Origin of the sequence: Mesorhizobium silamurunense, from assembly GCF_014843905.1 — a bacterium.
Lineage (GTDB): Bacteria > Pseudomonadota > Alphaproteobacteria > Rhizobiales > Rhizobiaceae > Mesorhizobium > Mesorhizobium silamurunense.
Map to the genome: position 1 here is coordinate 1 of NZ_LPVS01000087.1, position 22,393 is coordinate 22,393.

At 63.3% G+C, this 22,393-nt stretch carries 33 protein-coding genes and 1 pseudogene; 10 read left to right on the plus strand and 24 right to left on the minus strand.

The genetic code is table 11. The features are described from left to right. The 3 genes and pseudogenes from AU465_RS36745 to AU465_RS25035 all read right to left on the minus strand — a co-directional run. Positions 1-510 (minus strand): annotated as a pseudogene (locus AU465_RS36745) (hypothetical protein); the annotation flags it as partial. Positions 511-621: 111 nt separating this feature from the next. After that, on the minus strand, positions 622-930 hold the full coding sequence (locus AU465_RS25030) for a hypothetical protein (RefSeq protein WP_192254255.1): 309 nt from the start codon (positions 928-930) through the stop codon (positions 622-624). Then, on the minus strand, positions 927-1,166 hold the full coding sequence (locus AU465_RS25035) for a hypothetical protein (protein WP_192254257.1): 240 nt from the start codon (positions 1,164-1,166) through the stop codon (positions 927-929). The genes AU465_RS25030 and AU465_RS25035 overlap by 4 nt, the downstream gene beginning before the upstream one ends. A 119-nt stretch (positions 1,167-1,285) precedes the next feature. On the opposite strand from AU465_RS25035, the gene AU465_RS25040 reads away from it, so the two are divergent. Further along, entirely contained in the window at positions 1,286-1,915 is a 630-nt protein-coding gene (locus tag AU465_RS25040) for a LexA family protein (RefSeq protein WP_192254259.1), read from the plus strand. 3 nt (positions 1,916-1,918) lie between these two features. Here the strand turns inward: AU465_RS25040 and AU465_RS25045 are convergent, their stop codons facing one another. Further along, entirely contained in the window at positions 1,919-2,329 is a 411-nt protein-coding gene (locus AU465_RS25045) for a hypothetical protein (protein WP_192254261.1), read from the minus strand. Positions 2,330-2,794: 465 nt separating this feature from the next. On the opposite strand from AU465_RS25045, the gene AU465_RS25050 reads away from it, so the two are divergent. Together AU465_RS25050 and AU465_RS25055 are read left to right on the plus strand one after the other, a co-directional pair. Beyond that, entirely contained in the window at positions 2,795-3,142 is a 348-nt protein-coding gene (locus tag AU465_RS25050; RefSeq protein ID WP_192254263.1) for a hypothetical protein, read from the plus strand. Between the two features lie 249 nt (positions 3,143-3,391). Continuing rightward, positions 3,392-3,601 (plus strand): hypothetical protein, encoded by a 210-nt coding sequence (locus AU465_RS25055; protein ID WP_192254265.1) that lies wholly within the window; start codon positions 3,392-3,394, stop codon positions 3,599-3,601. A gap of 21 nt (positions 3,602-3,622) precedes the next feature. On the opposite strand, the gene AU465_RS25060 is transcribed toward AU465_RS25055, so the two are convergent. Continuing rightward, positions 3,623-3,769 carry a hypothetical protein gene (locus AU465_RS25060; protein WP_192254267.1) on the minus strand — a complete coding sequence of 49 codons (147 nt, stop codon included), beginning with the start codon at positions 3,767-3,769 and terminating at the stop codon, positions 3,623-3,625. Between the two features lies 1 nt (position 3,770). Between AU465_RS25060 and AU465_RS25065 the strand changes: the two genes are divergently transcribed. Next, positions 3,771-3,938 carry a hypothetical protein gene (locus tag AU465_RS25065; RefSeq protein ID WP_192254269.1) on the plus strand — a complete coding sequence of 56 codons (168 nt, stop codon included), beginning with the start codon at positions 3,771-3,773 and terminating at the stop codon, positions 3,936-3,938. Here AU465_RS25065 and AU465_RS25070 read toward each other — a convergent pair. The 5 genes from AU465_RS25070 to AU465_RS25090 all read right to left on the minus strand — a co-directional run bounded on the left by AU465_RS25070 (position 3,935) and on the right by AU465_RS25090 (position 5,961). Further along, positions 3,935-4,108 (minus strand): porin, encoded by a 174-nt coding sequence (locus AU465_RS25070; protein ID WP_246506380.1) that lies wholly within the window; start codon positions 4,106-4,108, stop codon positions 3,935-3,937. The genes AU465_RS25065 and AU465_RS25070 overlap by 4 nt on opposite strands. A gap of 35 nt (positions 4,109-4,143) precedes the next feature. Beyond that, positions 4,144-4,647 carry a porin gene (locus AU465_RS25075; protein WP_192254271.1) on the minus strand — a complete coding sequence of 168 codons (504 nt, stop codon included), beginning with the start codon at positions 4,645-4,647 and terminating at the stop codon, positions 4,144-4,146. 360 nt (positions 4,648-5,007) lie between these two features. Then, positions 5,008-5,268, minus strand: coding sequence for a DUF2934 domain-containing protein (locus tag AU465_RS25080; protein ID WP_192254273.1), 261 nt, complete (start codon positions 5,266-5,268; stop codon positions 5,008-5,010). 108 nt (positions 5,269-5,376) lie between these two features. Next, positions 5,377-5,586: a hypothetical protein gene (locus AU465_RS25085; protein ID WP_192254275.1), complete on the minus strand. Its 210-nt coding sequence runs from the start codon at positions 5,584-5,586 to the stop codon at positions 5,377-5,379. A gap of 75 nt (positions 5,587-5,661) precedes the next feature. Next, the gene (locus tag AU465_RS25090; RefSeq protein WP_192254277.1) at positions 5,662-5,961 is read right to left on the minus strand and encodes a DUF1236 domain-containing protein; all 300 of its coding nucleotides are present in this window, start codon (positions 5,959-5,961) and stop codon (positions 5,662-5,664) included. Between the two features lie 243 nt (positions 5,962-6,204). Here AU465_RS25090 and AU465_RS25095 point away from each other — a divergent pair, with 243 nt between their 5' ends. Next, the gene (locus AU465_RS25095) at positions 6,205-6,516 is read left to right on the plus strand and encodes a DUF982 domain-containing protein (protein WP_192254279.1); all 312 of its coding nucleotides are present in this window, start codon (positions 6,205-6,207) and stop codon (positions 6,514-6,516) included. Between the two features lie 85 nt (positions 6,517-6,601). Here the strand turns inward: AU465_RS25095 and AU465_RS25100 are convergent, their stop codons facing one another. Together AU465_RS25100 and AU465_RS25105 are read right to left on the minus strand one after the other, a co-directional pair. Continuing rightward, positions 6,602-6,823, minus strand: a complete 222-nt coding sequence (locus AU465_RS25100; RefSeq protein ID WP_192254281.1) for a hypothetical protein — start codon at positions 6,821-6,823, stop codon at positions 6,602-6,604. A gap of 228 nt (positions 6,824-7,051) precedes the next feature. After that, complete coding sequence (locus tag AU465_RS25105; RefSeq protein ID WP_192254283.1) at positions 7,052-7,351, minus strand: DUF1236 domain-containing protein; 300 nt, start codon at positions 7,349-7,351, stop codon at positions 7,052-7,054. Positions 7,352-7,561: 210 nt separating this feature from the next. On the opposite strand from AU465_RS25105, the gene AU465_RS25110 reads away from it, so the two are divergent. Both AU465_RS25110 and AU465_RS25115 read left to right on the plus strand, forming a co-directional pair. Further along, the gene (locus AU465_RS25110; protein WP_192254284.1) at positions 7,562-8,347 is read left to right on the plus strand and encodes a DUF1236 domain-containing protein; all 786 of its coding nucleotides are present in this window, start codon (positions 7,562-7,564) and stop codon (positions 8,345-8,347) included. Positions 8,348-8,829: 482 nt separating this feature from the next. Further along, complete coding sequence (locus AU465_RS25115; RefSeq protein WP_246506381.1) at positions 8,830-9,177, plus strand: exopolysaccharide production repressor protein; 348 nt, start codon at positions 8,830-8,832, stop codon at positions 9,175-9,177. Positions 9,178-9,568: 391 nt separating this feature from the next. Here the strand turns inward: AU465_RS25115 and AU465_RS25120 are convergent, their stop codons facing one another. The 8 genes from AU465_RS25120 to AU465_RS25155 all read right to left on the minus strand — a co-directional run bounded on the left by AU465_RS25120 (position 9,569) and on the right by AU465_RS25155 (position 16,802). Beyond that, a complete protein-coding gene (locus AU465_RS25120; protein ID WP_192254287.1) occupies positions 9,569-9,976 on the minus strand; it encodes a hypothetical protein in 408 nt (135 codons plus the stop codon). 238 nt (positions 9,977-10,214) lie between these two features. Continuing rightward, positions 10,215-10,508: a hypothetical protein gene (locus tag AU465_RS25125; protein WP_192254289.1), complete on the minus strand. Its 294-nt coding sequence runs from the start codon at positions 10,506-10,508 to the stop codon at positions 10,215-10,217. 166 nt (positions 10,509-10,674) lie between these two features. Further along, entirely contained in the window at positions 10,675-12,213 is a 1,539-nt protein-coding gene (locus AU465_RS25130) for a winged helix-turn-helix domain-containing tetratricopeptide repeat protein (protein ID WP_192254291.1), read from the minus strand. Positions 12,214-12,297: 84 nt separating this feature from the next. Further along, the gene (locus AU465_RS25135; protein ID WP_192254294.1) at positions 12,298-13,032 is read right to left on the minus strand and encodes a class I SAM-dependent methyltransferase; all 735 of its coding nucleotides are present in this window, start codon (positions 13,030-13,032) and stop codon (positions 12,298-12,300) included. Positions 13,033-13,269: 237 nt separating this feature from the next. Continuing rightward, entirely contained in the window at positions 13,270-14,064 is a 795-nt protein-coding gene (locus AU465_RS25140) for a hypothetical protein (RefSeq protein WP_192254296.1), read from the minus strand. 666 nt (positions 14,065-14,730) lie between these two features. Next, positions 14,731-15,141, minus strand: a complete 411-nt coding sequence (locus tag AU465_RS25145; RefSeq protein WP_192254298.1) for a TadE/TadG family type IV pilus assembly protein — start codon at positions 15,139-15,141, stop codon at positions 14,731-14,733. After that, positions 15,131-15,571, minus strand: a complete 441-nt coding sequence (locus AU465_RS25150; protein WP_192254300.1) for a TadE/TadG family type IV pilus assembly protein — start codon at positions 15,569-15,571, stop codon at positions 15,131-15,133. Before AU465_RS25150 ends, AU465_RS25145 begins: the two co-directional genes overlap by 11 nt. 4 nt (positions 15,572-15,575) lie before the next feature. Further along, complete coding sequence (locus AU465_RS25155) at positions 15,576-16,802, minus strand: TadE/TadG family type IV pilus assembly protein (RefSeq protein WP_192254302.1); 1,227 nt, start codon at positions 16,800-16,802, stop codon at positions 15,576-15,578. Positions 16,803-17,082: 280 nt separating this feature from the next. Here AU465_RS25155 and AU465_RS25160 point away from each other — a divergent pair, with 280 nt between their 5' ends. Next, entirely contained in the window at positions 17,083-18,300 is a 1,218-nt protein-coding gene (locus tag AU465_RS25160; RefSeq protein WP_192254304.1) for a pilus assembly protein TadG-related protein, read from the plus strand. Positions 18,301-18,401: 101 nt separating this feature from the next. On the opposite strand, the gene AU465_RS25165 is transcribed toward AU465_RS25160, so the two are convergent. The 3 genes from AU465_RS25165 to AU465_RS25175 all read right to left on the minus strand — a co-directional run bounded on the left by AU465_RS25165 (position 18,402) and on the right by AU465_RS25175 (position 19,610). Then, positions 18,402-18,638 (minus strand): hypothetical protein, encoded by a 237-nt coding sequence (locus tag AU465_RS25165; RefSeq protein WP_192254306.1) that lies wholly within the window; start codon positions 18,636-18,638, stop codon positions 18,402-18,404. A gap of 79 nt (positions 18,639-18,717) precedes the next feature. Continuing rightward, positions 18,718-18,957: a polymerase gene (locus tag AU465_RS25170; RefSeq protein WP_192254308.1), complete on the minus strand. Its 240-nt coding sequence runs from the start codon at positions 18,955-18,957 to the stop codon at positions 18,718-18,720. Between the two features lie 461 nt (positions 18,958-19,418). Continuing rightward, on the minus strand, positions 19,419-19,610 hold the full coding sequence (locus AU465_RS25175; protein ID WP_192254310.1) for a hypothetical protein: 192 nt from the start codon (positions 19,608-19,610) through the stop codon (positions 19,419-19,421). Positions 19,611-20,019: 409 nt separating this feature from the next. Here AU465_RS25175 and AU465_RS25180 point away from each other — a divergent pair, with 409 nt between their 5' ends. Both AU465_RS25180 and dinB read left to right on the plus strand, forming a co-directional pair. Then, a complete protein-coding gene (locus tag AU465_RS25180; RefSeq protein ID WP_192254312.1) occupies positions 20,020-20,400 on the plus strand; it encodes a cupin domain-containing protein in 381 nt (126 codons plus the stop codon). A gap of 251 nt (positions 20,401-20,651) precedes the next feature. Continuing rightward, positions 20,652-21,914: a DNA polymerase IV gene (dinB, locus tag AU465_RS25185; RefSeq protein ID WP_192254314.1), complete on the plus strand. Its 1,263-nt coding sequence runs from the start codon at positions 20,652-20,654 to the stop codon at positions 21,912-21,914. 103 nt (positions 21,915-22,017) lie between these two features. On the opposite strand, the gene AU465_RS25190 is transcribed toward dinB, so the two are convergent. Then, positions 22,018-22,389, minus strand: a complete 372-nt coding sequence (locus tag AU465_RS25190; RefSeq protein ID WP_192254316.1) for an endonuclease domain-containing protein — start codon at positions 22,387-22,389, stop codon at positions 22,018-22,020. Between the last annotated feature and the right edge of the window lie 4 nt (positions 22,390-22,393).

Genomic DNA, 22,393 nt, shown 5'->3' on the forward strand with positions numbered 1-22,393 from the left:
CACTGTGGCACTGTGATGCCGGGAGCGGGAGCCATCCACCTCATCTGCTTTGGCTCCATATGCGGATATGTCGGCGGGACAACGCCCCCCTCTGGCCTTCCCGTCCTCCGCAGCAGCTGCGCTGCTGCGGAGGGTGGACCGGGCATCTCCCCCATTTGGGGGGAGATTGGCAGTTTCCGCGCTGGCGCTCTCCGCCAGTTCGGCATGTCTGGAAAGCGCCGCCGGCTCGCAGAGCGTGACGCCTCCAGCCGCCGCCCTGCCCCGCCGGCCTGGTCGATCCGGCCGTGCCGTGTTCTTCCTCGGCCGGCCGCCGGCGCGGCCGCCTTTGGGGTTGGCGAAGCCGATCGCGCGGAGACCCGCATTGCGGTGGACGATGCCAATGATGGCATTGCGCGAGACCGGGCTGCCGCACAGCGCGCTGAAGCGGCCGGCGATACGCGAGGCCGAAAGCCCCTCCTTCAGCCAGGCTGCAATCACGTCGATTTCCTTTTCAGTGTAGGCGGCGGGCATGTCTCATTCCATCCGTTGCGAAAGGCTTGGGGTTGCGAAGCGCTCGGCTTGAAGCCAAGCGCCAGCGTTCGGCCGCGAGGCCGCATCTTGAGGTCTGGGAAAGGGTTGAAGTCAGGCGGCGCCGGGCGCCGCACCAAGCAGTCGAAGAAGGGCCGCCTCGGCGGCGGCCCGCGTCAGCCCCGACACCGCCTGGCCCGACGCGCGGTCGAACAGGATGACGGTGCCGTCCTCGGTGCGGATGCAGGAGATACCGCCTGAATTGGGGGCCGGAGCGGAGGGAGGAGCGGCTCCGGCCGTTCCGGTGAACCGGGGTGCGGGCGGTTCAGCCAGATCCGGGGCAAAAGCCCCGGAATGCGTCCGGACTGGGGAGGACGACGGTCCGGACGATTGGAATTCAAAAGTCGAGGGACGCGGGTTCATGCCGCCTCCCCCAGCGATGCACAGGGACCGGCCAGCCATTCGTGGCCGACACCGGCAATGCCCAGCCCGCGGCTCGCCGCAACGACATGCGGCCAGCGCTGCGGCGCAATGCGGCCGCGACGGCGCATCTGGCGGGCGGCCTCGTAGCCGCAGCCGACACCGGCAGCGAAGGCGCCGATGCTCTGCCAGCGGTCGACAAGTCCCGAGATGGTCGTGGGCAGACTCACGACGCTCATGGGCAATACGGAAATGCTTGCGGGATGTTCATTCATGCGCTAAGCGTACGTTATGTACGAACGACAGGCAAGCGAAATCGTACACTTTGGACGATAATTTTCAGGCATTTTGTACGATCATGGATTCTCGGCACAGATTGCAGCAGGCGCGCGCCCAGGCAGGCTATGCCTCGCCCAGCGATGCGGCGCGGGCGCTGCGCGACATCAACAAGAACACCCTCATCAGCCACGAGAACGGCAACCGGCCGCTGTCGCGCAAGGCGGCGGAGAAATACGGCCGGCTGTTCGGCGTCGATCCCGGCTGGCTGTTGTTCAATGGCGACGGCGCCGAGGCCGGCCCCGCGCACCTCGCCCCCTTGCCCGTCACCATCGACGTGCCGATCGTGTCCTGGATCAGCGCCGGCGAACTCGGCAGCCAGGACAGCGTCGTCAACCTTTCCGACTATCCGACCATTCCGACCGCCGACCTCGAGGAAGGCGAGTGGATTGCGCTGCGCGTCGACGGGCCGTCGATGAACAAGATCTCGCCGCCGGATTCGATCATCTTCGTCAACCTGCGCGACAAGCGGCTGGTGACCAATGGCTGCTACGTGATCGCCGACGAGACCGGCCGCGCCACCTACAAGCGCTACCGCCCGAACGACACCCCGCCCTTCCAGCCGGCCTCCTATCTCGACATCCCGCCGCCGGAGCTGGAAGGCGCGATCACCATCATCGGGCGGGTGAAAAGGTCGATGATCGATATGTGAGCGCTACAGTTGGGGGAGCGCTTTGCCTTCGGCTTTCAACTGGTCGAAGTACTGGTCCATCGCCTCGGGCGCCAACACGAAGAGGTTTTTGAGGTAGGGATTGCCGCGCAGCCCGATGCCAAATGATCGTTTGCCCTTCTGGTTGATCTGAAGCTCGTCGACGTCGCTTTTGCCTCGGCTGAACCGATAGCGAAATTCCACAAAGTTGCGGTCCAGAACCTCCCGATAGGGCGTGAGGGCTTGGCAACCGGTTTCGACAATCGACGTCGCAGTGGCGAACAGCCGCGTTCTTGAACGGGAAAGCGGCACGACGAAGGAGATCAAAAGAACGCTTGCTGCAACAAATACAAGCAGCGTTATGGCCATGGTCTTGGCCTTGGGGTCGAGAAAGACGGCGGCGTTCTCGGAGCGCAAGCTATAATGTGCATAGGCGTAAAGATCGGCTTTTCCTTTGAGCCATCAGCTCTATGACGACAATGGCTATCGCGACGAACGTTCCGAGGAAAATAACGGTCATCAGATAGGAAACCCAGAGTCGCTCGCCACATGAGTATGAAGCGAGAAACCCGTCACTCAGCGTCATTTCCATTTCAGAAGCCTGCCCCAGCACTCGCCCCAAATCGCATCAGGTCATATTTGGATGATGCTAGAGCAGGTCAAGTGTTCTTGGCTCCTGCCAAATAACCTTTCGTGAAATAGGTCACGAAATCCGAAAGGGGCCAGCCGCGCATCTCCCCTTCTCAGGGGAGATGGCCGCGTTACAAGATTTTCGCGATCCTCTTATAACCGCTCGCAGTCCTATCGTTCAAATTGTACGAATCATGCTTGACCGCTTTTCGTACATTAAGTACGATGCATCCCTTCGTTGAGGGGACTTGCTTGAACACCGCGAACCATGTCGCTTTCGCCGATCTCTCCCGTCCGATGCTGTCGCCATTGCCGTTCGCCGAGCGCGAGCGCCTGGCCGGCGCATGGCGCATGGCCAGCCAGGACATCGCCGACGACATCCGCTTCATCCGGCAATATCTGAAAGTAATCGCCGAAAAGGACGAACGCCTGTCGACCGGCACGCTGGTACACGGCCGCGCCTATGTCGAGGCCTGCGCGGCCTGGCTGCCGGAAACAGTGGCGCGGTATTCGAGGAACCTCAGGCTGATCAGCGACTGCGAGTGCGCGATGATTGCTGCGGGCGTGAGGTTTGCAAAGTCGAGCGATGCCTGGGAGTGAACTACCTCTCCTGCGCGCGGAGATAAAAGCGAACGCCGGCAGCACAGAGGAGGCGCGAAAGGAACGCGGCGAAGACAGTTGCCGCCCCTCCGAGTGCGGAGAAGCACCCACTGCAACCCTTGGCTCTCCACCTCAAAAAATGCATCGTTTCACACAATTGCCAATTGGTGGACGGGGTCGAATTGCCGGTAGTTTAATTCTCTCCGGGCGAAGGAGGACATAGTCGCGTACCAGGGAGGAACTCGTTTGATGGACCAGCAAATCGACATCGGCATACAACCCGACAATCAGCCTTACGAAGTCACCTCATTTGCCAGGAAGCATGGCCTGACGATCCCGGTCGCGGACGCAGTGCTTTTTGCTAAGGGTCCGTCGCCGTCGCGGGCTGCCTGCGATACCGCAGCGCTCGCCTTCCTCTGCGCGGTCGCGCAATACGCCAAGAAGCAAGTCCCGCGCTAGCGGTTCAGCTACGCGCCTCTCCTACCAGCTGAACTGCAGCCCGGCATTGCCGCCGACGACATTGCCGGAGAAAGCGATGCCGAGCGTGCCGGTCAGCCGGCCGCCATGGGCGAAGCCTTCGCTCAGCACTGCGGCACCGGTGATGCCGAAGGCATTGGCGTCACCCATATTGCCCCAGTTGACGCGCAGCCCGAAATGCTCGCCCTGGACGAGGTCGGGCGCTGCAAGGGCGGCCGAGATCGAGGCGTTCTCGAAGGCGCGCGTGACGCGGTTGTCGATGTCGTCGACCTGGCTGGCGAGTGCTGTCTTGCCGGTGACGGTGGTGGTCCCGCCTTAGCCGTCGTCGACTTTCCGCTTCGTCTCGCCGGTCTGGGCGTTGATGCAGGTGTCGGTGCCAGGGCTGTAATAGCAATTGGCCCCATAGGCGGCACAGACCTTGACATATTCGACCGCGGCCTGAGATGGCGCCGCGAGGAGCGTTTGCTGCGCCGAGGATCGCCGGCGCAAGGAAATATCTGACCATGGTTGCCCCCCGGCCGCTCTTACCAGGTGAGCTGCAGGCCGGCGTTGCCGCCGACGGTCTTGCCGGAGAAGGCGACGCCGGCAGCGCCGGCCAGCCGTCCATTGCCGCCGGAGAAGAGGCCCTCGCCCAGAACGGCCGCGCCGGTCACGCCCATGGCGTTGGACTGGCCGGCATTGCCCCAGTTGACGCGCACGCCGAAATGCTCGCCCTGCACCAGATCCGCGCTAGTCAGCGCCGAGGCCACCGAGGCGCCCTCGAAGGCGCGCTGGACTCGGGCGTCGATGTCGTCGACCTTGCTCGCCAGCGCGGTCTTGCCCACAACCACGCCGTCCGCGGTCGCGCGGCGCGTCTCGCCGGTATTGGCATTGATGCAGGTGTCGGTGCCAAGGCTGTAATAATACTGCGCGCCATAGAGCGAGCACACCCTGACGTACTCGACCGGCGGCGCAGCCAGCGCCGACGCCGAAAAGCCGCTGGCTGCGGCCAGAAACGCACATGAAATAAGACGGTGGATGCCCCGCATACCCTGACCCCCGAAGTTGGATTGAGAAAACCCTCGCGCCAAAATCGCCACTAGGGGCGCGAACCGAGTCAACGGATGTTCCGGGCTCAATACCTGACTTTTACTGGGAGTATTTCGAATGAAAGCGCGGCTGTTGCCGCAGGGTCACAGTGGATTGCTCGATCTGTTCAGCAACCCGCGATCAGGCTAAGCCTATTTATAAAGGAGATCTAATTTTAGATTAACCTAATATTGTTCGCCTGTACCTTCGGCGGCGAAAGTTCCAGCGTATCCATGCGCGCCAAAACCTTTCGGGCGCGGCTTCCCGCGCCCTCGTTCACCCAGTCATGGAGACGGACCGGCGACGCTCGCCGTCGGAAATCAGGCCTTGGCGTTCGGCTTGGCGGGAGCCTTTGCCTTGGCCGGGGCCTTGGCGGGCTTTTCTGCCTTCGCCGCCTTTGGCTTGACGGCCTTGGCGGCGGTCGCCTTTTTCGGCGCGGGCTTGGCCTTCGGCTTCGCAGCGCCGTCGATCTCGGCGGTCGCCTGTTCCCAATGCTCCATATGCGCGCCTTCCGGCCGGCCTGCCTGTTCCCAGATCTCATGCGCCCGCCGGCGAATGCGTTCCTGCCTGTCGTCCGTCACTGTCGCCTCCTTTAGCTGGGGACGTTCCCCGACGGAAACATTAGCCGAATTTTCCGGTGGCGTCTTGCGCATCGTCGCATGAGGACCTGAACCTCGGCAGCGACTTCTTCAGTGCTCGACGGCGATAACGGCGACGCCCAGATGTGCTGCCTTTTTTGTGATCAATCCGGCCAAATCGGCATCGGAGCGCTCGGTCCCGGTGCGCTCGCGCAGAATGGCGATCGCATCCTTCATCGACAGCAGGCCGGTGCAATGTTCGGCCAGAAGCTTGTCGACGTTCTTGGCGATGTCAGGTGATTCGACATGGGGGTGGTGCATGGCTGCGACTCCTTTCTAGGAGCCGGCATCCCCCCGCCGGCATGGCGGGAGGATCGGGGGCTCGTAAGCACAAGGTTACTCGATAACCTGTATCACTCTGCGTGTGCCAGGGTCGACCAGAACCGTGTGGTCGTTGACGACAGTGTATCTGTACTGAACGTCTGGCACCGTCTGCAGTTCTACCGTATCAGGTACGGTAGAACCGACGCCAAGCTCCAGCCCCAGAACATTGACCGAGGCGATCGGATGCTTGTGGACATACTCCTTGACGACGGTCTGCTGCTCCGGGGTGACGATCACTTCGTCCGCAGCCGCGAAGCCGATGCCGGCGACCAGAGCTAGGCCGGCGACAGCAGGAATAAGGGTGGTTTTCATCATAAATCTCCTGTTGCGTTGGCGAGCTCCGCATTGCCTCCGCAAAGAGCGGAAACATCGGCGTATCGAAAATAGGAGCTCTCGGAACAAACGCCTGCGCAACACCCTTGTTCCGTCAGAAGGCGCCAATCGATCCCGCGCACAGCATCGACGGGAACCGTCGTGCGCGGCTTTGCATTGTTTGCATCGAACGATTTGACAATCCGAGGCCCCGCTATGACTGAAGGTCTTGTCAGAAGCGACATGCCCCTTCGCCGCCCGGTGGCGATCGCCGTCGGGGCGGGATTCAAGCGCGAGATCGCTTCACTGGCGGCGATGCAGAATTTCCTCAAGGAATGGCCGGAGACGATGCGCGGCGACTGCTATTGCGCGGCGGTGCAGGCTTGTGAGGCAGCGCGGACCGGAGAGATGAAACTCGAGGAAGCGCGGCGGGCCTTCCTCTCCTTCGCGGAGAAGGCCGGCATCTTGTGGACCGGCATCGATCCGGTGACGGCGCTGCGCGAAGCCAAGATCAGGCGAGTCAGGGCAAGGCGCGAGAGCGAGGCGCGCCATTAAAGCGCGCTGCGCACGCGCAACGCCGCGCACTGCCGCCCATTGCGGACGGCAGCCGATCGACGTCGGATGACGAGGAAAATCGTTGTCAGTTCGGCGAAGCTTCGCTGAACGACTCGGTGAGGAAAGATGCGGCGATCAGGTCGTCCGCATCGATGCGTAGGGAGCCCTCGCCGCCCCCCATGATGGCCGCGACCTTCTGGAAGGTTTTTATCTCATGTTCGGTGATCCGGGCGTCCTCCATCCTGGCTCGCAGATCGGCGACGCGCATCCCGAGCGAGCGGGATGTTCCGATTTCTCGTTTCGACATGTTGACTAGTCCTCCTCGCCCCCAGCCCATGCCTGTTTCGCCGCCGCCCGAATCTGCACCCTGCCAGTGGTTTGTGTTGTCTATGAGACAGAGCGGACCCAGAGCGCGAAACTCGGGCGTGGGCGGAAGGTTCCGTTAGCGTATGGTAACAAAATAATACTGGGTAAATGGCCCACCGCCCGCGGAGGGCGACGGGCCATTTCGGCTCGCTGGCCGCCTACCGGCCACTTACTGCAGCACCTTCACGATCTTGCGGGTGCCGGGGTCGACGATCACAGTCTGGTTATCGATGACCACATAGCGGTATTTGACGTTCGGCACTTCGTGCAGCTCGACCGTGTCGGGAAGGGCGCTGCCGATGCTGAGCTCGATGCCGGGGACCTTCACCGAGGCCAACGGCTGCTTGTGCACATATTCCTTGATGACGGTTTCCTGCTCAGGCTCGATGACAACGTCCTGCGCGGCCACGGCGCCAGCGCCGGCCAAAAGCAGAAGGGCCGCGGCGGCTGTGGTGATGTGCATTTTCATGGTCGTCTCCTTTTGTGGTCAATCGCCTCTGCTGCGCCTGCGATTTCCACAGCGATTCGGCTAACGCGGTTAGCCAAGGCTTGTTCCTACAAAAATCGGAGCGCTCTCGTCGCAAAGACCCCGCCGGCGTTCCCGCAAAACAATCTCGGAACAATGCCTTCCAAGCAGGGTTTAACCAGCGAAGGGACCGACTTTCCGAGGAGAAATCGGATGAAACATCTTCTGATTACGAGCATGATCGCGCTCGGCGTCGGTTGCGGCGCCGCAATGGCGCAGACCGAGTCCGCGCAGCCGAGCGGCGGCGACAATTGTGCCGCCGGCCAGGCCGACTGCCAGAAGGGCGGCAAGGCGGGCGAGCAGGCCCAGGGCAAGATGAAGTCGCAGACCGAGCAGAATGCTCAGGGCAAGGCCGGCGCCACCACCGAGCAAAATGCCCAGGACAATACGCAGCTGAAGAAGAAGAAGCAGCAGGCCCAGGGCAAGGCCGGCACCAGCACTGAGCAGAATGCCCAAGGCACGACCAAGATGCAGACCGAGCAGAACGCTCAGGGCAAGACCGGTGCCACCACCGAGCAGAATGCTCAGGACAGCACCACGCTGAAGAAGAAGAAGCAGGCCCAGGGCAGCACCAAGATGCAGACCGAGCAGAACGCCCAGGGCAAGACCGGTACAACCACCGAGCAGAACGCTCAGGGCACCAACGTGCAGACTGATCAGAACAAGACGGCCTCGATCACCAATGTGACGGTCGAGCAGAAGACGCAGATCACGCAGATCATCCACGAGACCCACGTCCAGCCGGTCGCGAGCGTCGACTTCGACATCTCGGTCGGCGTCGAGATCCCGCGGCACAAGATCCGCCTGCATCGAGTGCCGGCCCGCATCGTCAAGATCGTCCCGGCCTATGAATCCTACGAGTATTTTGTGCTGGCCGATGGACGCATCGTCATCGTCGATCCGGACACTTACACGATCGTCGCGATCCTCGAGGCTTGATGCGGACAGCATCGCGACAGGAGGAGGCCCGCCGCGCCGCAAGGCTTGGCGGGTCGTTTTTTTCCCGGCGCGGAATTCGCAAATGCTTGGAACAGGCTCCATAAAATCCAAACCCCGCCGCCTTAGCAAGAAAGCAGCGGGGTTTGGCCTCCCGCCGATGAAGGGACGTTCTCGGCGGTCGTGCGGGATTGCGCGATGGTTGGGGACAGGCTTTAGCCGAGCAGGATTCCGGCAGCCGCGAAGACGATGCAAAGGCCGAAAACAGGCGCAAGAAGCCACCGCGCCTCATAGACGCTGCGGTCCATTAGCTTCTCCTGATCATTGTGACGAAAGGGAACGGATCGGCCTCGGCTTGGTTCCTGAGACAGAGGTCGCCGATCCCAGGTCCCTCAAGGCGTCGGCCTTAAGGCCTATGGCACGGAGGCTCCCTGAAGTCTTGCGATTCCGCCGGAAAAGGTGCAAGGGTCAAGATGGGTAGAGCAATGGGCGAGATCGTCGATGACCGCATGCGGTCGCGGCGCTCGGTTGGGCAAATGTATTTTCCGCAGTTTCTTGTGGGAATGACGGCAACGCTGGCGGTGATCCTCGGGTGGACCTATGCGTCCACGGGATCGGTCTGGGCGGCGCTGGGCTGGACATTCATGGCGGGCGTGGTGCTGCAGGCAGGTTACTTCGTGGCCGTGCTGTGGCTCGTGCACGGTGAGACCCGCGTGAAGGACGAGGCCAAGGCCGGCACCGCATCAACGCCAGCCGAGCTGCCCAGTCCCTTCGAGCGCGACGGTATCATCCACGCGCTGATCTCGCGGCTGTTCCCGACGCTGCTGCCCTAGCAGCTCAGCATTCGCAGGGCACCCAGCTCTCCAACATTCCCCGGAAGCGGCCCGGTTCCCTCAGTTTTTGGGGATTGAGAGTTACTGGGCCTAACCGGCGGGGACCGTTACGGGGACTTCGCTACGTGGGCGCACCGGCTGGCTAGAAATATACGCTCCGGCTAATGCAACCGGAACGCATTCATAAGGACGAAGGCGGGAGTAGCTTGCCGCATGGGTGCCGTGACGCGTTCGACGCGTGTGGCAAGCTGGTGCCGTTCCTGACGAGGTAAATGTCGGACAGCCAATCCCAGCCGGCCCGAGCCGATCCGGACGAGGTTCGTGGCTTCTCCGCCAGCGGCAGTGGCAACGGCCGGGCGGCGCGTGACCGCCCGGCTGTGGCCATCGAGGCTCAGCGCGCTGGGGCGACCGTAGCGGAGCGTACCGTCTCCGAAGACGAGAAGACGATGAAGGCAAAGATCAGCACCGCGGCGGCGACGATCAGCGAGCCGATCGCCACGACCGGCTCGACCTCCGGATGGCCTCCCGCCAGCATCCAGTAGAGCGCCGGCAGCATGATCACGATGCCGACCGTGTAAAGGCCGTAATGGATCATGGCGATGCGGCGCTCAGCCTTGGCAGGATTGAGCGCATAGTAACCGCCGAAGATCGCGCTGGTGACCCAGCCGAGAAGATTGATGTGGGCATGCGCCGGAAAGGCGCCGTGATCGCCCGAAATCGCCATCTGCAGCCCGGCGGCTACGCCCAGGACGAGAAAGACGATGGCTGTCTTGAAGAAAAGTTCCGAAACCCGTGGCATTTTGTTGTCCTCCCAATGCCCTGTGAAACCCCTAACCAGCCAAGTCTACACACGGCAAAGCATATTAGCTATGACGCACCGGGGGCGAAGGTGGGTTTTGATGTGGATGAACCATTCAACGTCGGCGGGACAGCGCCCCCCTCTGTCCTGCCGGACATCTCCCCACATGGGGGGAGATCGGATGTCGCGCAGGCTTTCGCCAATCTCCAACGCTGCTGCCTGGCGGGGCGCCCCGCGCTCAGGATTCGCGGCGGTGACGGCGATCGTCCACGACGCGCGCGAGCACCTCGGTGGGGTCGCGGTCGACCGGCAGCGCCAGCATATTTTCGATGTCGAAGGCGGTGACGCCGACATCGCGACGCTCGCATTCGCTCATGGCGGCGAGGGCTGCGAGGTCGCTGCGTGCTCTCCAGAAGCGCGGCAGCCACAGCAGGGCCGACGTCACGGCGGCGAGCAGCCGGAAAGGCCGCGAGGGAGAAGCATGCGACGGGCGATCGGCTGCGAGGCCGATGAAGGGAACCAGCGTGGTCATGGTGTTGTCTCCGTCCTCGAACTGTCCTTGAGCGACAGCAAGGATGAGCGTAGTCGGCGGCCGGCTGGAGATCGTGAGGCCGAGGCGAAAGTCGGGGGAAATTGCGACGAAATCGGCAGGCGGGCACCGGCGCAAGCCCCGCACCGGATCTGGTTCCGGATCAAGGTCAGTCCGGCAGGCCGGCCTCGCGCAGGCCGGCGGCGATGCGTTCGCTCGTGCCCGCGTCGAAGGGCGAGGCGTCGCCAACCCTGGCAATGGTGAGGCCCGGGTAGGTTTCCATGAGCCTGCGGCAAGCGTGCCGTGCCTCGTCCTTGCGACCGGCATGAACCAGCGCCGTGACCAGCAGGCGCAGTCCCCACCAGGCGCCCGGCTGCTGGCTAAGGCCGCGCTGCGTCAGCGCCACCGCCTCGTCATAGCGCGCGGCGACGAAATGCGCGGCGCCGATGCCGATCTCGGCCATGTAGCCCATCGGGTCGCGCGGGCTCAGCCGTTCGAAATGCTCGAACTTCTCGATCGCCGCCTCGGGCCGCTCGCGATAGACATCCAGCCAGGCGCTGCGCAGCCAGGCCCAGGCGGAATTCGGATCGAGCGCGCGCGCCCGCGCCAGATATATGTCGGCGACATCGTAGTCGCGGGCAAAGGAATGCGCCGCGCCGAGCACGGCAAGCACCATCGGGTCGTCGCCGGAGAGCGCCGCGCCCTTCTGCGCCAGGCGCAGGCCCTCCTCCCGGGAAGCGGCCGGCGTTTCGGTCCAGCGGTAGCCCGCGCGCTGCAGATGGCACCAGGCCAGCAGCGAAAGCGCCAGCGGATAATCCGGCTCGATCGCGATCGCACGTTCAAGCAGCGTGCCGGCCTCCTCGTTCTGCGCGCGCTCGAGCGACCAGGTGAGCGGAAAGGCGCGCAGCACGTAGTCGTAGGCGGCGAGGCTTTCCGGCCGCTTGCGCCGCGAACGCTCGATCTCGGCCGACAGGATGGACGGCTGGATGGCGCCGACGACACTCTCCGCAAGCCGGTCCTGCAGGTCGAACACATCGGCCATGGTGCCGTCGTAGCGGTCGGCCCAGATCGTCTTGCCGGAAGCGGAGTCGATGAGCTGTCCGGTGAGGCGGATGTGATCGCCGGCCTTGCGGACGCTGCCGGTCAGCACGTAGCGCACATCGAGTTCGGCTCCGGCCCGTTTCACGCCGTCGGCCTCGCCCTTGTAGGCGAAGCTCGAATTGCGGGCGATGACGAACAGCCAGCGCATGCGCGACAGCGCCGTGGTGATCTCGTCGACCATGCCGTCGGCGAAATAGTCCTGCGCCGGGTCGCCGCTGAGGTTCTCAAAGGGCAGCACCGCGATCGACGGCCTGTCGTCGGCGCTGCCCTCCCCGCTCCCGGTCGCGACCCGATCCTCGAGGCGGCGCACGCGCTCCTCGTCGATCACATAGCCCCGCCGCAGCACGGTGCGGATCAGGCCATCGGCCTCGGTGCCGAGCGCCTTGCGGATGTCCTTCATGCATTGGGTAAGCGAATCGTCGGAAACGGCGATGTTCGGCCAGACCGCATTGACCAACTCGTCCTTGCCGATGACGCGGCCGGCATTTTCCAGGAGGTAGACGAGTAGCGAGAGCGACTTGGCGCGCAGGTCGACGTCGTGCCCGCCCCTCTGCAGCCTGCCCCTGTGCAGATCGAGCCGGTGGCCGGAGAATTCGAACGTCGTCATGTCGCCCCTCGAGGAGACATTAAACCAACTAGCGGTCGATCAATATCGTCGCTCGCCAGACGACATCATGACTGTCCCGCGGCATCAAGGCTTTCGTCCGCTGAAGATTGCGTGGCCGGCGAAGAGCCAGATGCAGTCGACCGCGGCGAAACCGGCTTCGGACAGCCAGGCAAGCTGCTCGGCCAGCGAGGACGGCTTGTCGATCGGCTCACCGTCGGGATTGCGGAAATAGTTCCAGCCGAGGCGGTTGAACTCGGCGAAGGCCGCCAAGTCGCCGTCGATCGCGAGCGAGCGCGAACGCACAGCCTCGTCCCACTGCCGCGCGGCGATGGCGAGAGCGCATGCGCTCGGCGGCCGTACGATGTCGGCCACCACCAGCAAGCCGCCCGGGCTGAGCGCCTCCGCAAGGTCGGCAAACAGGATCTGCTTCTGCCGGCCGTCGAGATGGTGGATGGCAAGCGAGGAGACGATCGCACGCGGCGGCTCGGAAAAGCGTCGCCAGTCGCGATCCGCCAGCTCGAAGGCGGCGGTGGTCAGGCGGCTGGCATGATCGCAGCAGGTTTTCTGCGTCTGCTCGCGCATTCGCTGCGAACCGTCGAGCGCAAGCATCCGGCTGTCCGGAAATCGCTCCAGCAGTGCGCGGCTGAGCATGCCCTCGCCGGAGCAGAGCTCGACCAGCAGGCCGCCCGGCACGGCGGGGATAAGGTCAGCGATCATGTCGATCTGGCGTTCGCGTTCGGGAACGAAGTAGCGCCCGTAGTCGAGAAAGCTGCGGGAATTGTTCTCGTTCCAATGCTGCGCGCCTTGCATGTCCGCCATGATGTGTTCCTTCCCTTTCGGGCATGCTGCCCGAAGCCCCGCCTGCCGACATGATGCCCGGCTGAAATTCGGCTGAAATCGGCGTGAGGCGGCGAATGGCGCCTTCGGCGAAGCTGCCAATCTCCCCCAAGTGGCGGAGATCGATGTCACGCCGGCTTTCGCCAATCCCCAACAAAAATGCCGCCGGGCGGAGGCCCGGCGGCATGGCAGTTCACCCTCTGGTCGGTCGCGATCGCCTTACGGCGTGGACGTCGCCGCGGCGGCCTGGTCGATCTTGTCGGCCAGCACGCCCTTGGCCCAGTCCGTCACCTCCTGATCGACCGGCTTGTTGGCCATGTCTTGCAGGGCGGCGTCGAGCGACGCGTCATCGGGGGCAGGCGTATTGGTAACCGCATTCTGGGCATCCGTGACCGCCTGGGTGTCAGCGGTGATCGCCGTGTTCTGGGCGTCGATCTGCGACTGAACGTCGGCGATCTGCGCGTCGAGAGCCGCCTGCTGTTCGGTCGTGAAGCCGGTTGTGTCAGTCGCATTGAGGTCGGCGAGCTGCGTAGTGAGGTCGGCGAGCGTGGCCTGGTCCGCGGCCAGCTGGGCGTTTGCCGCGTCGAGCTTGGCCTGCGCGTTCTGGGCTGCGGCCGCCTGCGTCACATAGGCCTGGATGCCGGCGAACTTCTTGCTCTTGGAGTTCATGTAGGCGTTGATGTTGCGCTGCAGCGAGTTCAGCCGGCCGAGCTTGGCATGGATGTTCTTTTCCTTCGGCGTCGCGGCCGTGGCCGTGTCATCCGTGATGTCGTCGGTCGTATCGTCCTGCGACTTCGCCAGCTGACCCGGAGCCGATGCCTTGCCATGCGAGGCGCTGCTGTTGCCCTTGCCACCGCCATTGCCGTTTCCGTTACCGCCGCCATTGCCGTTGCCGCCGCCATGGCTGCCGCCATTGCCGTGGCCTCCGCCATTGCCGCCGTCCTTGGCAAGCGCCGGAGCAGCCGCGAGCGCCAGAATGGCCAGTGACGCTAAGAGTGTCTTTCGGATTGTCATCGTGTTTCTCCGCAGGTGAATCGCCACCACTGCCCAACCGCTAGGCTGCGTCTTATGAGAATTCCCTAATGGCTTGGAGTAACTTTTAGACAAATACCGTCGCGACGAGGGAGCAAACCGGGGAAACAGTACCGACGCCAGCTAAGATTCTATCTTAACCCATTGAAATAATTTCATAAATAAAAGGACCAAGCACGGGTACGCCCTCCGGAACAATGAAGGCCCACGTCCCATCGGACCATGGGCCCAACGCCATGCGGCCTGTGTCGGTCAAAGCAGGCCAGGTCCTTGTTTATGCATCGGTTTTCGCAAAAACGCAGCCGGGTTTGGGCATCGGACACGAGAGCCGCTGGCATCAGGGCGGGCGAGCGCGAAAACGGTTTGTTTTCATGCAATCCCGGACGAACGCCGTTATATACTTTTATATATATTTCCTGGAATTGCTCTTTGTCTTACGCAATTCCGAACGGAATACCGCTTCACACTTTTCCTGGAATTGCTCTTTGTCCTGGCAATTCCGAACGGAAAACCGCTTCACACTTTTCCTGGAATTGCTCTTTGTCCTGGCAATTCCGAACGGAAAACCGCTTCACACTTTTCCTGGAATTGCTCTTTGTCCTGGCAATTCCGAACGGAAAACCGCTTCACACTTTTCCTGGAATTGCTCTAGCTGCTGATCAGCGGCACGTTGACGGTGGTGGAGTAGTTGATCGCGAAATCGCTGAAATAGGGGAACTCGATGACAAAGGCGTAGCTGGCGTTGACATGCGCCATTTTGAAGCCGCCGCTCGGCGGATCGGTGGTGATCGTGACGTTGACGTTCTGCAGGCCGAGCGCCTGCAGCCTCTTTGTCGCGATCGCCTGGATCTGGGCCTGGGTCATCGTGTTGTCGAGTTGCAGGGAGCGCGCGGAGGTCTCCAGCGCGTAGCGCACACTGGACTCGTTGTTCATCGACCAGCCGAAGGCAAAGATGCCGAACAGGAGCATGATCAGAAAAGGCACGATCAGCGCGAATTCAATCGCGGCTCCGCCGGAGGCATTGCCGGCAAACGCCCTGGCTCTCCGTTTAGCGGACACGGATCACCTGCTGATGACCGAGCGCGGTGTCCTTTGGAAAGGGGCCGAAGGTGAAAGGCGGGACCCAGGTGCCCGACGCCTGGATCTGGACGAAGACCGAGGGCAACTTCGGTCCGGCGCAGATGGTGGTCGACGTGACCACGGTCGTTCCGCACTTGTAGCTGCGGGTAACGGCGACCGCCGCATCGTCCGGTTTCTTTTCCCAACTCGCTACCGCCGCGGCCTGGATGGCGCTGTCGTCGGTGGCGCCGGCCAGCAGCAGATTCGCCGCCGTCTTCACGCCCGCCCGCATCGCCATTGAGCTGGTGACATATGACCAGCCATCAGCGATGCCGAAGAGCGCAGCGCACAGCACTGGCAAGACCAGCGCGAATTCCACCGCGGCAGCGCCGGAGCGGTTCTTGCGGAAGCGGATTGCCTGCGGCCCCATACTGCTACTCGACGATCGCAATCGACGGGGCCGCCGGGAGGTTCTTCATCCCGAGGCTCGTGCAGTCCTGGTTGATGGTGGAATTGCCCGACCACTGGATGGTGTCGGCAACGACCTGCGTGCAGCCGTTGACGCCCGAGAAATTGCCGAGATAGTTGACCTGCTGCCTTGGGAAGTAGATCGCGCCGGTCAGCAAGGAGGTCGCGGTGCCGTTGAAGGTGCTCTGCGCTGAGGTCCCCGTCCTGTCGCCATAAAACAGCATGCCGGAATAGGTGCCGGACGTCGGCGCGCTGAGCGTGACGGTGGCATTGCCGTTCATGCTGACGGTCGTGCTGCCTGCCATGAAGATGGTCACGCCGGTGCCCGAGATGACCGCATTGGCGTTTATCTTGAGATTGCCCTGGAGGACATACACGCCGGGAGAAAGCGTTACGTTGCCGCTGAGGCTAAGGTTGCTGCAGTAAGTCCCGGGACTCAGCGTCGTCTTGTTGCCGTTCTGGCACGGGTTGCTGACGGCGGGCGCCGGCAGGCTGGAGAACGGATCGGCCACAGGTAAGGACTTGGTAATCGGAGACTTACAGACTGTGGTGACTGGATTGTTCAGCACCATGCCACCGACCGAAACCAGGCAGTCGGCTTTGAGCGACGCCGAGCCCTGCACCTTGATGGCATCGTCGGCGATCGAATTCGACGCGATGACGCAGCCGGTCAGCTTGACGCTGGTGCTGCCGGAGAAAAGCGCCGCCTGCGAGGCCGACGGATTGAGCGCGTCCATGCAGCTATAGGCGCCATCGGTGATCAGCGCCACCGCCCTCGCCTGTTCCGGCACTTTGCTCTGACTGAAGATGGAGGTGAACATCCGATCCAGGTTCTGGTTGAGGATCACCTCGACCGCCTTGTTGGCCGTGTTCGGTCCCGAGGTGGGCGGCGTGTGGACGACGATGGTGCCAGTACCCAGCCCGTTATCGGTCGCCGACTGGGTGGCGGCCGTCGTGATCGCCGCGGTGTCGGATCCCGCGATCTTCTCCAGCGCGCCGGCATAGGCGGCGCCGTCGGCCGTCGCCTGCAGCTTCAGGCTCGAATAGTACCAGTAGGAGGTCTCGACGCCGAGCCCCGCCCCGCCGACGACAATGGGCAAGGTGAGTGCGAAGATGATGGCGACATTGCCGCTCTCGCCGCTTCGCAGGCGACGGGAGACGAAGTGTCTGAAAATTCGACCGAATGAGGCCATGGCCCAGCGCGCCCAAGATATCCCAGCCATCACGTTCAGCACCCGCCGATAAACGAATGGCTAATTTTTTTCCTCGACTTGCGGCTTTTGGACCCCTGAGGGCGTATTTGCCACCTTACGTCGCAGTCTCTCGGACTTAGGTCCCAATTGGCATCAGACTAAGGTATAACCAATAGAGAATACTGATATTTTAGCATTTCCTGCATTTTATCTTTTTCGGAAATCTCCCGTAGAGACAGGATGGCGTATCGCTCTCCCATATCCGGCGAGGGGTGCTGCCATGATTGGACGGTTCTGGGCTTCGAAGCGCGGCAATTTCGCGCTGGCGACCGCGATCGCCATGGTGCCGCTGATGCTCGTCGTGGCCGGCGCCGTCGACGTGGTGGGCACAAGCGACGACGCCGCGCAACTGCAGAACTCGCTGGACGCGGCAGGACTGGCGGTGGGCACGAAATACCAGCCGAACATGTCGGCCGGCGACGTGCGGCAGCTCGGCCTGACTTTCTTCGCCGCCAATATGAGCGCCGCCGACGCCGGTGAATATTCGGGCAGCCTCGCGGCCTTCCAGGCAACGGGCAGCGGCGATCCCAGCGCCTACACCATTTCTCTGTCGTCCAGCATCAGCCGCCCGGCTTTCGTCAGCGGCGCGCCCGCCTGGCAAGCGATCCGCTCCGCCTCCGTCGAGGTCAAGCCCGGGGCGCAGGCGTGCGTGCTGGCGCTCGATCCGCATGTGGGCTCCGCCGTCAATCTGCAGGGCTCGACCAATGTCGCGATGAACGGCTGCGTGATCGCCGCCAACTCGGACGCAGCCGACGCCGTCAATCGGGGCGGCTCGGCGATAGTCAGCGCCGGTTGCGTCTCGACGGTCGGCTCGACCTCGGGGATCACGCCGCCGAACGCCACGCTTTCCTGCGGCGCGCCGCTCACCAACCAGTACGCGTCCTTCGATCCGCTGGCCAACGTCACCCCGCCCGCCTACGGGCTCTGCCAGTCGATGCCCAACGGCAAGACGATCACGCTCTCGCAGGGCACCTATTGCGACAAGACATGGTCGGGAAAGATCACGCTCAATCCGGGCACCTACATCCTGCGCAACGTCACCATAAAGCCCGGCGGCAATGGCAGCCTCACCGGCCATGGCGTGACGATCTTCCTGATGGAAGGCTCGCAGCTCTACATCAACGCCAATGAACAGGTGAACCTCTCGCCGCCGACCACCGGTCCCTATGCCGGCATCACCATCTTCCAGGCCCACGGCAACACACAAGCGCTGACGCTCAACGGCGGATCCGGCTCGGTGGTGAGCGGCTTCATCTACGCCCCCGACGCGCCCATCTCCTATGCCGGCAACTCCGACATGAATGCGCAAGGCAGTTGCCTGCGGCTGGTCGGCAAAACCGTGGAAATGACGGGAAACTCAGCGGTGAAGTCGGATTGCTCGGCCGAGCTCGGCAATCGCGAGATGTATGCCGGCAGGATGATCACCCTGGTGAAGTGAGGGCGCCACTCTCCCCATTGAGGGGAGACGGCCAGAGGGGTTGTCTCACTTAGAGGCGACCCCCTCTGCCGCCTTCGGCGACGCCTCCCCTCGGAGGGAGATCACAGCTCGCCGACGATATCGGCGCCCGGCTGTTCGTCGAAGAGCACCGTGCAGCCGCGCTCTAGCGCCACTTGGCTCAAGGCATTCGCCGCGGCTTCGTCCGACGAGACGAAGTCGCCGGTCAAGACACGCAGTTCCTCGACGGCTCTCGACATCGAGATGAGGCGCCCGGCCGCGCGGTCGCTCGCGCAGGCATCAACGACGCAGAGAAGATCGATGAGTTCGAAGCTGTCCATGGCGGCCTCCGCCCACAGCATCCCTTCGCGGGAGTCAACGGCGTGACGGGCGGCCGGGTTCCGCTTGGAGTCGTTGCGGTCACGATTTCGACGACGGCCTGGGCGGCGCGCGTTTGAGATCGAAGCGGAGCGGCAGGCAAGGCTCGAAGCAGGTGCCGCGCACGGAGCCGGTCGTGATCGCATCGACCGTGAATGGGACCACCATCTCGGCCCGGCGTTCCGGCCAGAGCGGCCTGCCGAAGACGAGGAAGACGCCGGCGATCAATCCTGCCAGGAGGAAGAAGGCGAATAGGTTCGCGATAAATTCGCCGGGCTGCATGGATATCTCCCCGAGCGGTTCACCCTTAAGCTTCACCCTTCGCAGGAATGCAGAACCGCTCTGTTTCTTGTCTTTGTCGCAATTCCGGACGGAAAACCGCTGCGCACTTTTCCTGGAATAGAGGTGCCCGCCACATCGCAGGAGATGGCGGGCCCTCCCTTGTCAACCGCCGATGAAGGGACTTTGCTCGACGGCCTGTGAAGCAATGAATTGCCGGCGCACTTGTTTCCAGAAATCCGGCCGGTCGGGCCTCTGCGTTGCAAGGTGAGACTTCAGTCCCACCGGTGCCTGGACCCTAGCCCGAATGCCGAATATCCACTCCCGGCCCTCGTCCGCCGGCGGCACCCGATCGCTTCGGCCGGGCGCAACCAGTTGGCCGGGAACGCGTTGATCAAACGGCTACTCCAGCAACTGCCCGCGCCGAAAGGCGCGGGCTTTTTTGCTGGCGGACGGGGCTCCGCTTAGCCGTCCATTTCCATCGGCTTATGCCCCGGCCTCTGATGCCAGACGACCTGCCGGAAATCCGTCAGTTCGACAATCTGGTCGCAGACCGGACAGACATAGCTGTCGCAACACTGACGGAGCGCCAGCGGGGTGCGGCGGGCGGTGACGGCCGGCGGACGCGGATCCAATGGCATGGCTTGATTGAGCATCGACTTCCTCCCTGGTTTTTCTGGTCTTCTTGCCCGCCCCGCTTGCGCCTCGCCTATGGCGGTTTCGACCGGTGCGGCGGAAGCGCCCCCGCAAGCGGAATTCGAGACGAATTGTCGTGGATGGGGCTTGGCCTTGCGGCGACGCCATTGGCGCAATTCACCTGCCGAGGGTTCATGCGATTGTCCCCAGTGGGGCGAGAAATTGGGTGGCCACTCAGTCACCGTAGTGCCCGCGCAAGAAACAGCAAATCACCGGCAGAACGTGCTTGCAATACAGCTCACGCGACAAAATCGATTTCCCGCTGCACCCGGCAATTACATTAGCAATCGCTCATTGAAAGACATATAAAACCGGCAGCGGTCACCGACGATCGCAGCGTCGGGCTCCGCTTGGAAATGGGAGGATGCCATGGCCGAAGCGCCAATGAACGTCACCAAATTCGAATCCAAGTCGCACAACGATCCCGACGAGGTCCGCTCGCCCGCCAAGACCCGCGTCGAAATCGTGCGGCTGCCGGGCTACACGCTCGGGCGGCTCAACATGGAGCCGGGCTGGAGATGGTCCGAATGCGTGAAGCCGGTGGTCAAGACCGACAGCTGCCAGGTCTCGCATGTCGGCTATGTCGTGTCCGGGACGATCACCGTGCGCATGAACGATGGGACGCAGAAGACCTTCGAGGCCGGCACGTCCTACACCATCCCGCCCGGCCATGACGCCTGGGTGGAAGGCAATCAGCCGTTCCAGTGCATCGAGGTGCTCAGCGCCGAGCAATACGCCAAACCGGCATAGCTGACGGTTGGCGATTGGCGGAGCGCCTGAGCGCGTAATCTCCCCATTTGTGGGGAGATTGCCAGTTTCGGCGTCGCATACAACCTGCTCCAAGCTTACCGGTTGCACGAGGTTGCAAACGTTCTCCTGTCCGGCGCGACGGCTTGACAAGAGACCGGTTTTGTTCTCTTTATGTTCTGGTAAACACCTCTTACAAAAGTCTTTACTAATGCTGCGGCGCGGTATCGGGCCGGAGATGGGGAGCGCGCGCGATGCCCGCCACGAACGCCGCTTCAGCCGCCACCATCCTGCATGCCGATCTCGACGCCTTCTACGCCTCGGTCGAGCAGTTGCTCGACCCGTCGCTGCGCGGCAAGCCGATCGCGGTCGGCGGCGGCGTGGTGCTCGCCGCCTCCTATGAAGCGAAGGTCTTTGGCGTGCGCGGCGGCATGCCCGGCCGCAAGGCGCGCGAGCTCTGTCCGCAGTTGATCTTCGTCGGCGGGCGCTTCGGCGAATACCAGCGTCTTGGCGACGCCGCGATCAAGGTGCTCGACGATTTCACGCCGCTGGTCGAGCGCATCTCGATCGACGAGGCTTTTGCCGATGTCGCCGGCTGCACGCACCTGTTCGGCTCGCCGGAGGAGATTGCCGGAAGAATCCGCAGCCGCGTGAAGGCCGAGCTTGGCCTGCCGATCTCGATCGGCGTGGCGCGGACGAAGCATCTCGCCAAGATCGCCTCGCAGGTGGCCAAGCCCGACGGGCTGGTGGTGGTCGAGCCCGGCACCGAGCTTCAATTCCTGCACGATTTGCCGGTGTCACTGATGTGGGGCGTTGGCCCGGCAACCAAAGCGCGGCTCGCCGAGATCGGCGTCGAGACCATCGGGCAATTGGCGCGCACGCATAGCGGCGCGCTGGAGCGGCTGATCGGCCATGCCGCCGGCCAGAAGCTGGCGGCCCTTGCCTGGAACCGCGACCCGCGCCGGCTGGAGACGCATCGCCGCGCCCATTCCGCCGGCGCGCAATCCGCGCTTGGCCGCAAGCCCGCGCTGCCACGCGTCTTCGTGCCGACGCTCTTGCATCTCGCCGACCGCGTCGCCAGCCGCCTGCGCGCCAAGGCGCGGCCCGGCCGCACGGTAACGGTGCGCGTGCGCTTCGCCGATATGCGCGCCGTCACCCGTTCGGTGACGCTGGAACAGCCGATCCAGGCGACCACGATGCTCGCCGAAATCGCCGAGGAGTTGGTGCGCGGCGTGCTCGCCGCTCATCCCGGCGAGCGGGAAATCTCGCTGCTGGCGATCTCGGTCTCGCATCTGGAAGAGCATGCCGAGTTGCAGCTCGAACTGCCGCTCGGCCTGGCGGACGAGAAGCTCAAGCCCGGCAGCCGCCCGGGGCTGGCCCGCTTCGGCGCCGACCGCGCCATCGACAAGATCCGCCAGCGCTTCGGCAAGGAGGCCGTCGGCTACGGCACCGTGGCGCTGGAAGCAGCGCGCTCGGTGCCGGACGCGTTCAGGGAGCTGGCCGAGAAGGAGTTGTGAGGGTGGCGCTGGAGAATCGAGGCGAAGCGTCGAAGCTGCCAATCTCCCCCCTTGTGGGGGAGATGTCCGGCAGGACAGAGGGGGGCGCTGTCCCGCCAGCCTCTCAGGTCGGTCCAGCCAATCCCGCCGCAATAACAATATGCTGGCAGACATTGTCGATGTCGCGGATGACCTCGTCGTTCCAGAAGCGCAGGACGATCCAGCCATACTGTTCCAAGCGCTTGGTTCTGGCCTTGTCGGCACCTGCACGGCCGGCTTCGCCGTGTTGTGAGCCGTCGACCTCCACGATCACCCTCTTCTCCGGGCAGGCGAAGTCGACAATGTAGCCTGCGATTGGAAACTGCCTGCGGAACCCAAGGCCCATCAGCCGATGCGCACGGAGTTCGTTCCACAACTTCAACTCCGCGTCAGTCATGACTTTGCGCATCGATTTTGCGTTGGCGCGATGTCTTGGCGGCGGAGGCGTATGCGGCATGGTC

Bases quoted from the DNA above. Each gene is read 5' to 3' on its own strand.
- AU465_RS25090 (WP_192254277.1), bottom strand. From the start codon at position 5,961: ATGAAAACCACCCTTATTCCTGCTGTCGCCGGCCTAGCTCTGGTCGCC.
- AU465_RS25120 (WP_192254287.1), bottom strand. From the start codon at position 9,976: ATGCCACGGGTTTCGGAACTTTTCTTCAAGACAGCCATCGTCTTTCTC.
- AU465_RS25035 (WP_192254257.1), bottom strand. From the start codon at position 1,166: ATGAGCGTCGTGAGTCTGCCCACGACCATCTCGGGACTTGTCGACCGC.
- AU465_RS25110 (WP_192254284.1), top strand. From the start codon at position 7,562: ATGAAACATCTTCTGATTACGAGCATGATCGCGCTCGGCGTCGGTTGC.
- AU465_RS25175 (WP_192254310.1), bottom strand. From the start codon at position 19,610: ATGCTCAATCAAGCCATGCCATTGGATCCGCGTCCGCCGGCCGTCACC.
- AU465_RS25165 (WP_192254306.1), bottom strand. From the start codon at position 18,638: ATGGACAGCTTCGAACTCATCGATCTTCTCTGCGTCGTTGATGCCTGC.
- AU465_RS25140 (WP_192254296.1), bottom strand. From the start codon at position 14,064: ATGACAATCCGAAAGACACTCTTAGCGTCACTGGCCATTCTGGCGCTC.
- AU465_RS25060 (WP_192254267.1), bottom strand. From the start codon at position 3,769: ATGGGTGACGCCAATGCCTTCGGCATCACCGGTGCCGCAGTGCTGAGC.
- AU465_RS25085 (WP_192254275.1), bottom strand. From the start codon at position 5,586: ATGCACCACCCCCATGTCGAATCACCTGACATCGCCAAGAACGTCGAC.
- AU465_RS25190 (WP_192254316.1), bottom strand. From the start codon at position 22,389: ATGCCGCATACGCCTCCGCCGCCAAGACATCGCGCCAACGCAAAATCG.
- AU465_RS25030 (WP_192254255.1), bottom strand. From the start codon at position 930: ATGAACCCGCGTCCCTCGACTTTTGAATTCCAATCGTCCGGACCGTCG.
- AU465_RS25150 (WP_192254300.1), bottom strand. From the start codon at position 15,571: ATGGGGCCGCAGGCAATCCGCTTCCGCAAGAACCGCTCCGGCGCTGCC.
- dinB (WP_192254314.1), top strand. From the start codon at position 20,652: ATGCCCGCCACGAACGCCGCTTCAGCCGCCACCATCCTGCATGCCGAT.
- AU465_RS25180 (WP_192254312.1), top strand. From the start codon at position 20,020: ATGGCCGAAGCGCCAATGAACGTCACCAAATTCGAATCCAAGTCGCAC.
- AU465_RS25095 (WP_192254279.1), top strand. From the start codon at position 6,205: ATGCCCCTTCGCCGCCCGGTGGCGATCGCCGTCGGGGCGGGATTCAAG.
- AU465_RS25075 (WP_192254271.1), bottom strand. From the start codon at position 4,647: ATGCGGGGCATCCACCGTCTTATTTCATGTGCGTTTCTGGCCGCAGCC.
- AU465_RS25155 (WP_192254302.1), bottom strand. From the start codon at position 16,802: ATGGCCTCATTCGGTCGAATTTTCAGACACTTCGTCTCCCGTCGCCTG.
- AU465_RS25160 (WP_192254304.1), top strand. From the start codon at position 17,083: ATGATTGGACGGTTCTGGGCTTCGAAGCGCGGCAATTTCGCGCTGGCG.
- AU465_RS25105 (WP_192254283.1), bottom strand. From the start codon at position 7,351: ATGAAAATGCACATCACCACAGCCGCCGCGGCCCTTCTGCTTTTGGCC.
- AU465_RS25040 (WP_192254259.1), top strand. From the start codon at position 1,286: ATGGATTCTCGGCACAGATTGCAGCAGGCGCGCGCCCAGGCAGGCTAT.
- AU465_RS25170 (WP_192254308.1), bottom strand. From the start codon at position 18,957: ATGCAGCCCGGCGAATTTATCGCGAACCTATTCGCCTTCTTCCTCCTG.
- AU465_RS25115 (WP_246506381.1), top strand. From the start codon at position 8,830: ATGGGCGAGATCGTCGATGACCGCATGCGGTCGCGGCGCTCGGTTGGG.
- AU465_RS25135 (WP_192254294.1), bottom strand. From the start codon at position 13,032: ATGGCGGACATGCAAGGCGCGCAGCATTGGAACGAGAACAATTCCCGC.
- AU465_RS25100 (WP_192254281.1), bottom strand. From the start codon at position 6,823: ATGTCGAAACGAGAAATCGGAACATCCCGCTCGCTCGGGATGCGCGTC.
- AU465_RS25055 (WP_192254265.1), top strand. From the start codon at position 3,392: ATGGACCAGCAAATCGACATCGGCATACAACCCGACAATCAGCCTTAC.
- AU465_RS25130 (WP_192254291.1), bottom strand. From the start codon at position 12,213: ATGACGACGTTCGAATTCTCCGGCCACCGGCTCGATCTGCACAGGGGC.
- AU465_RS25125 (WP_192254289.1), bottom strand. From the start codon at position 10,508: ATGACCACGCTGGTTCCCTTCATCGGCCTCGCAGCCGATCGCCCGTCG.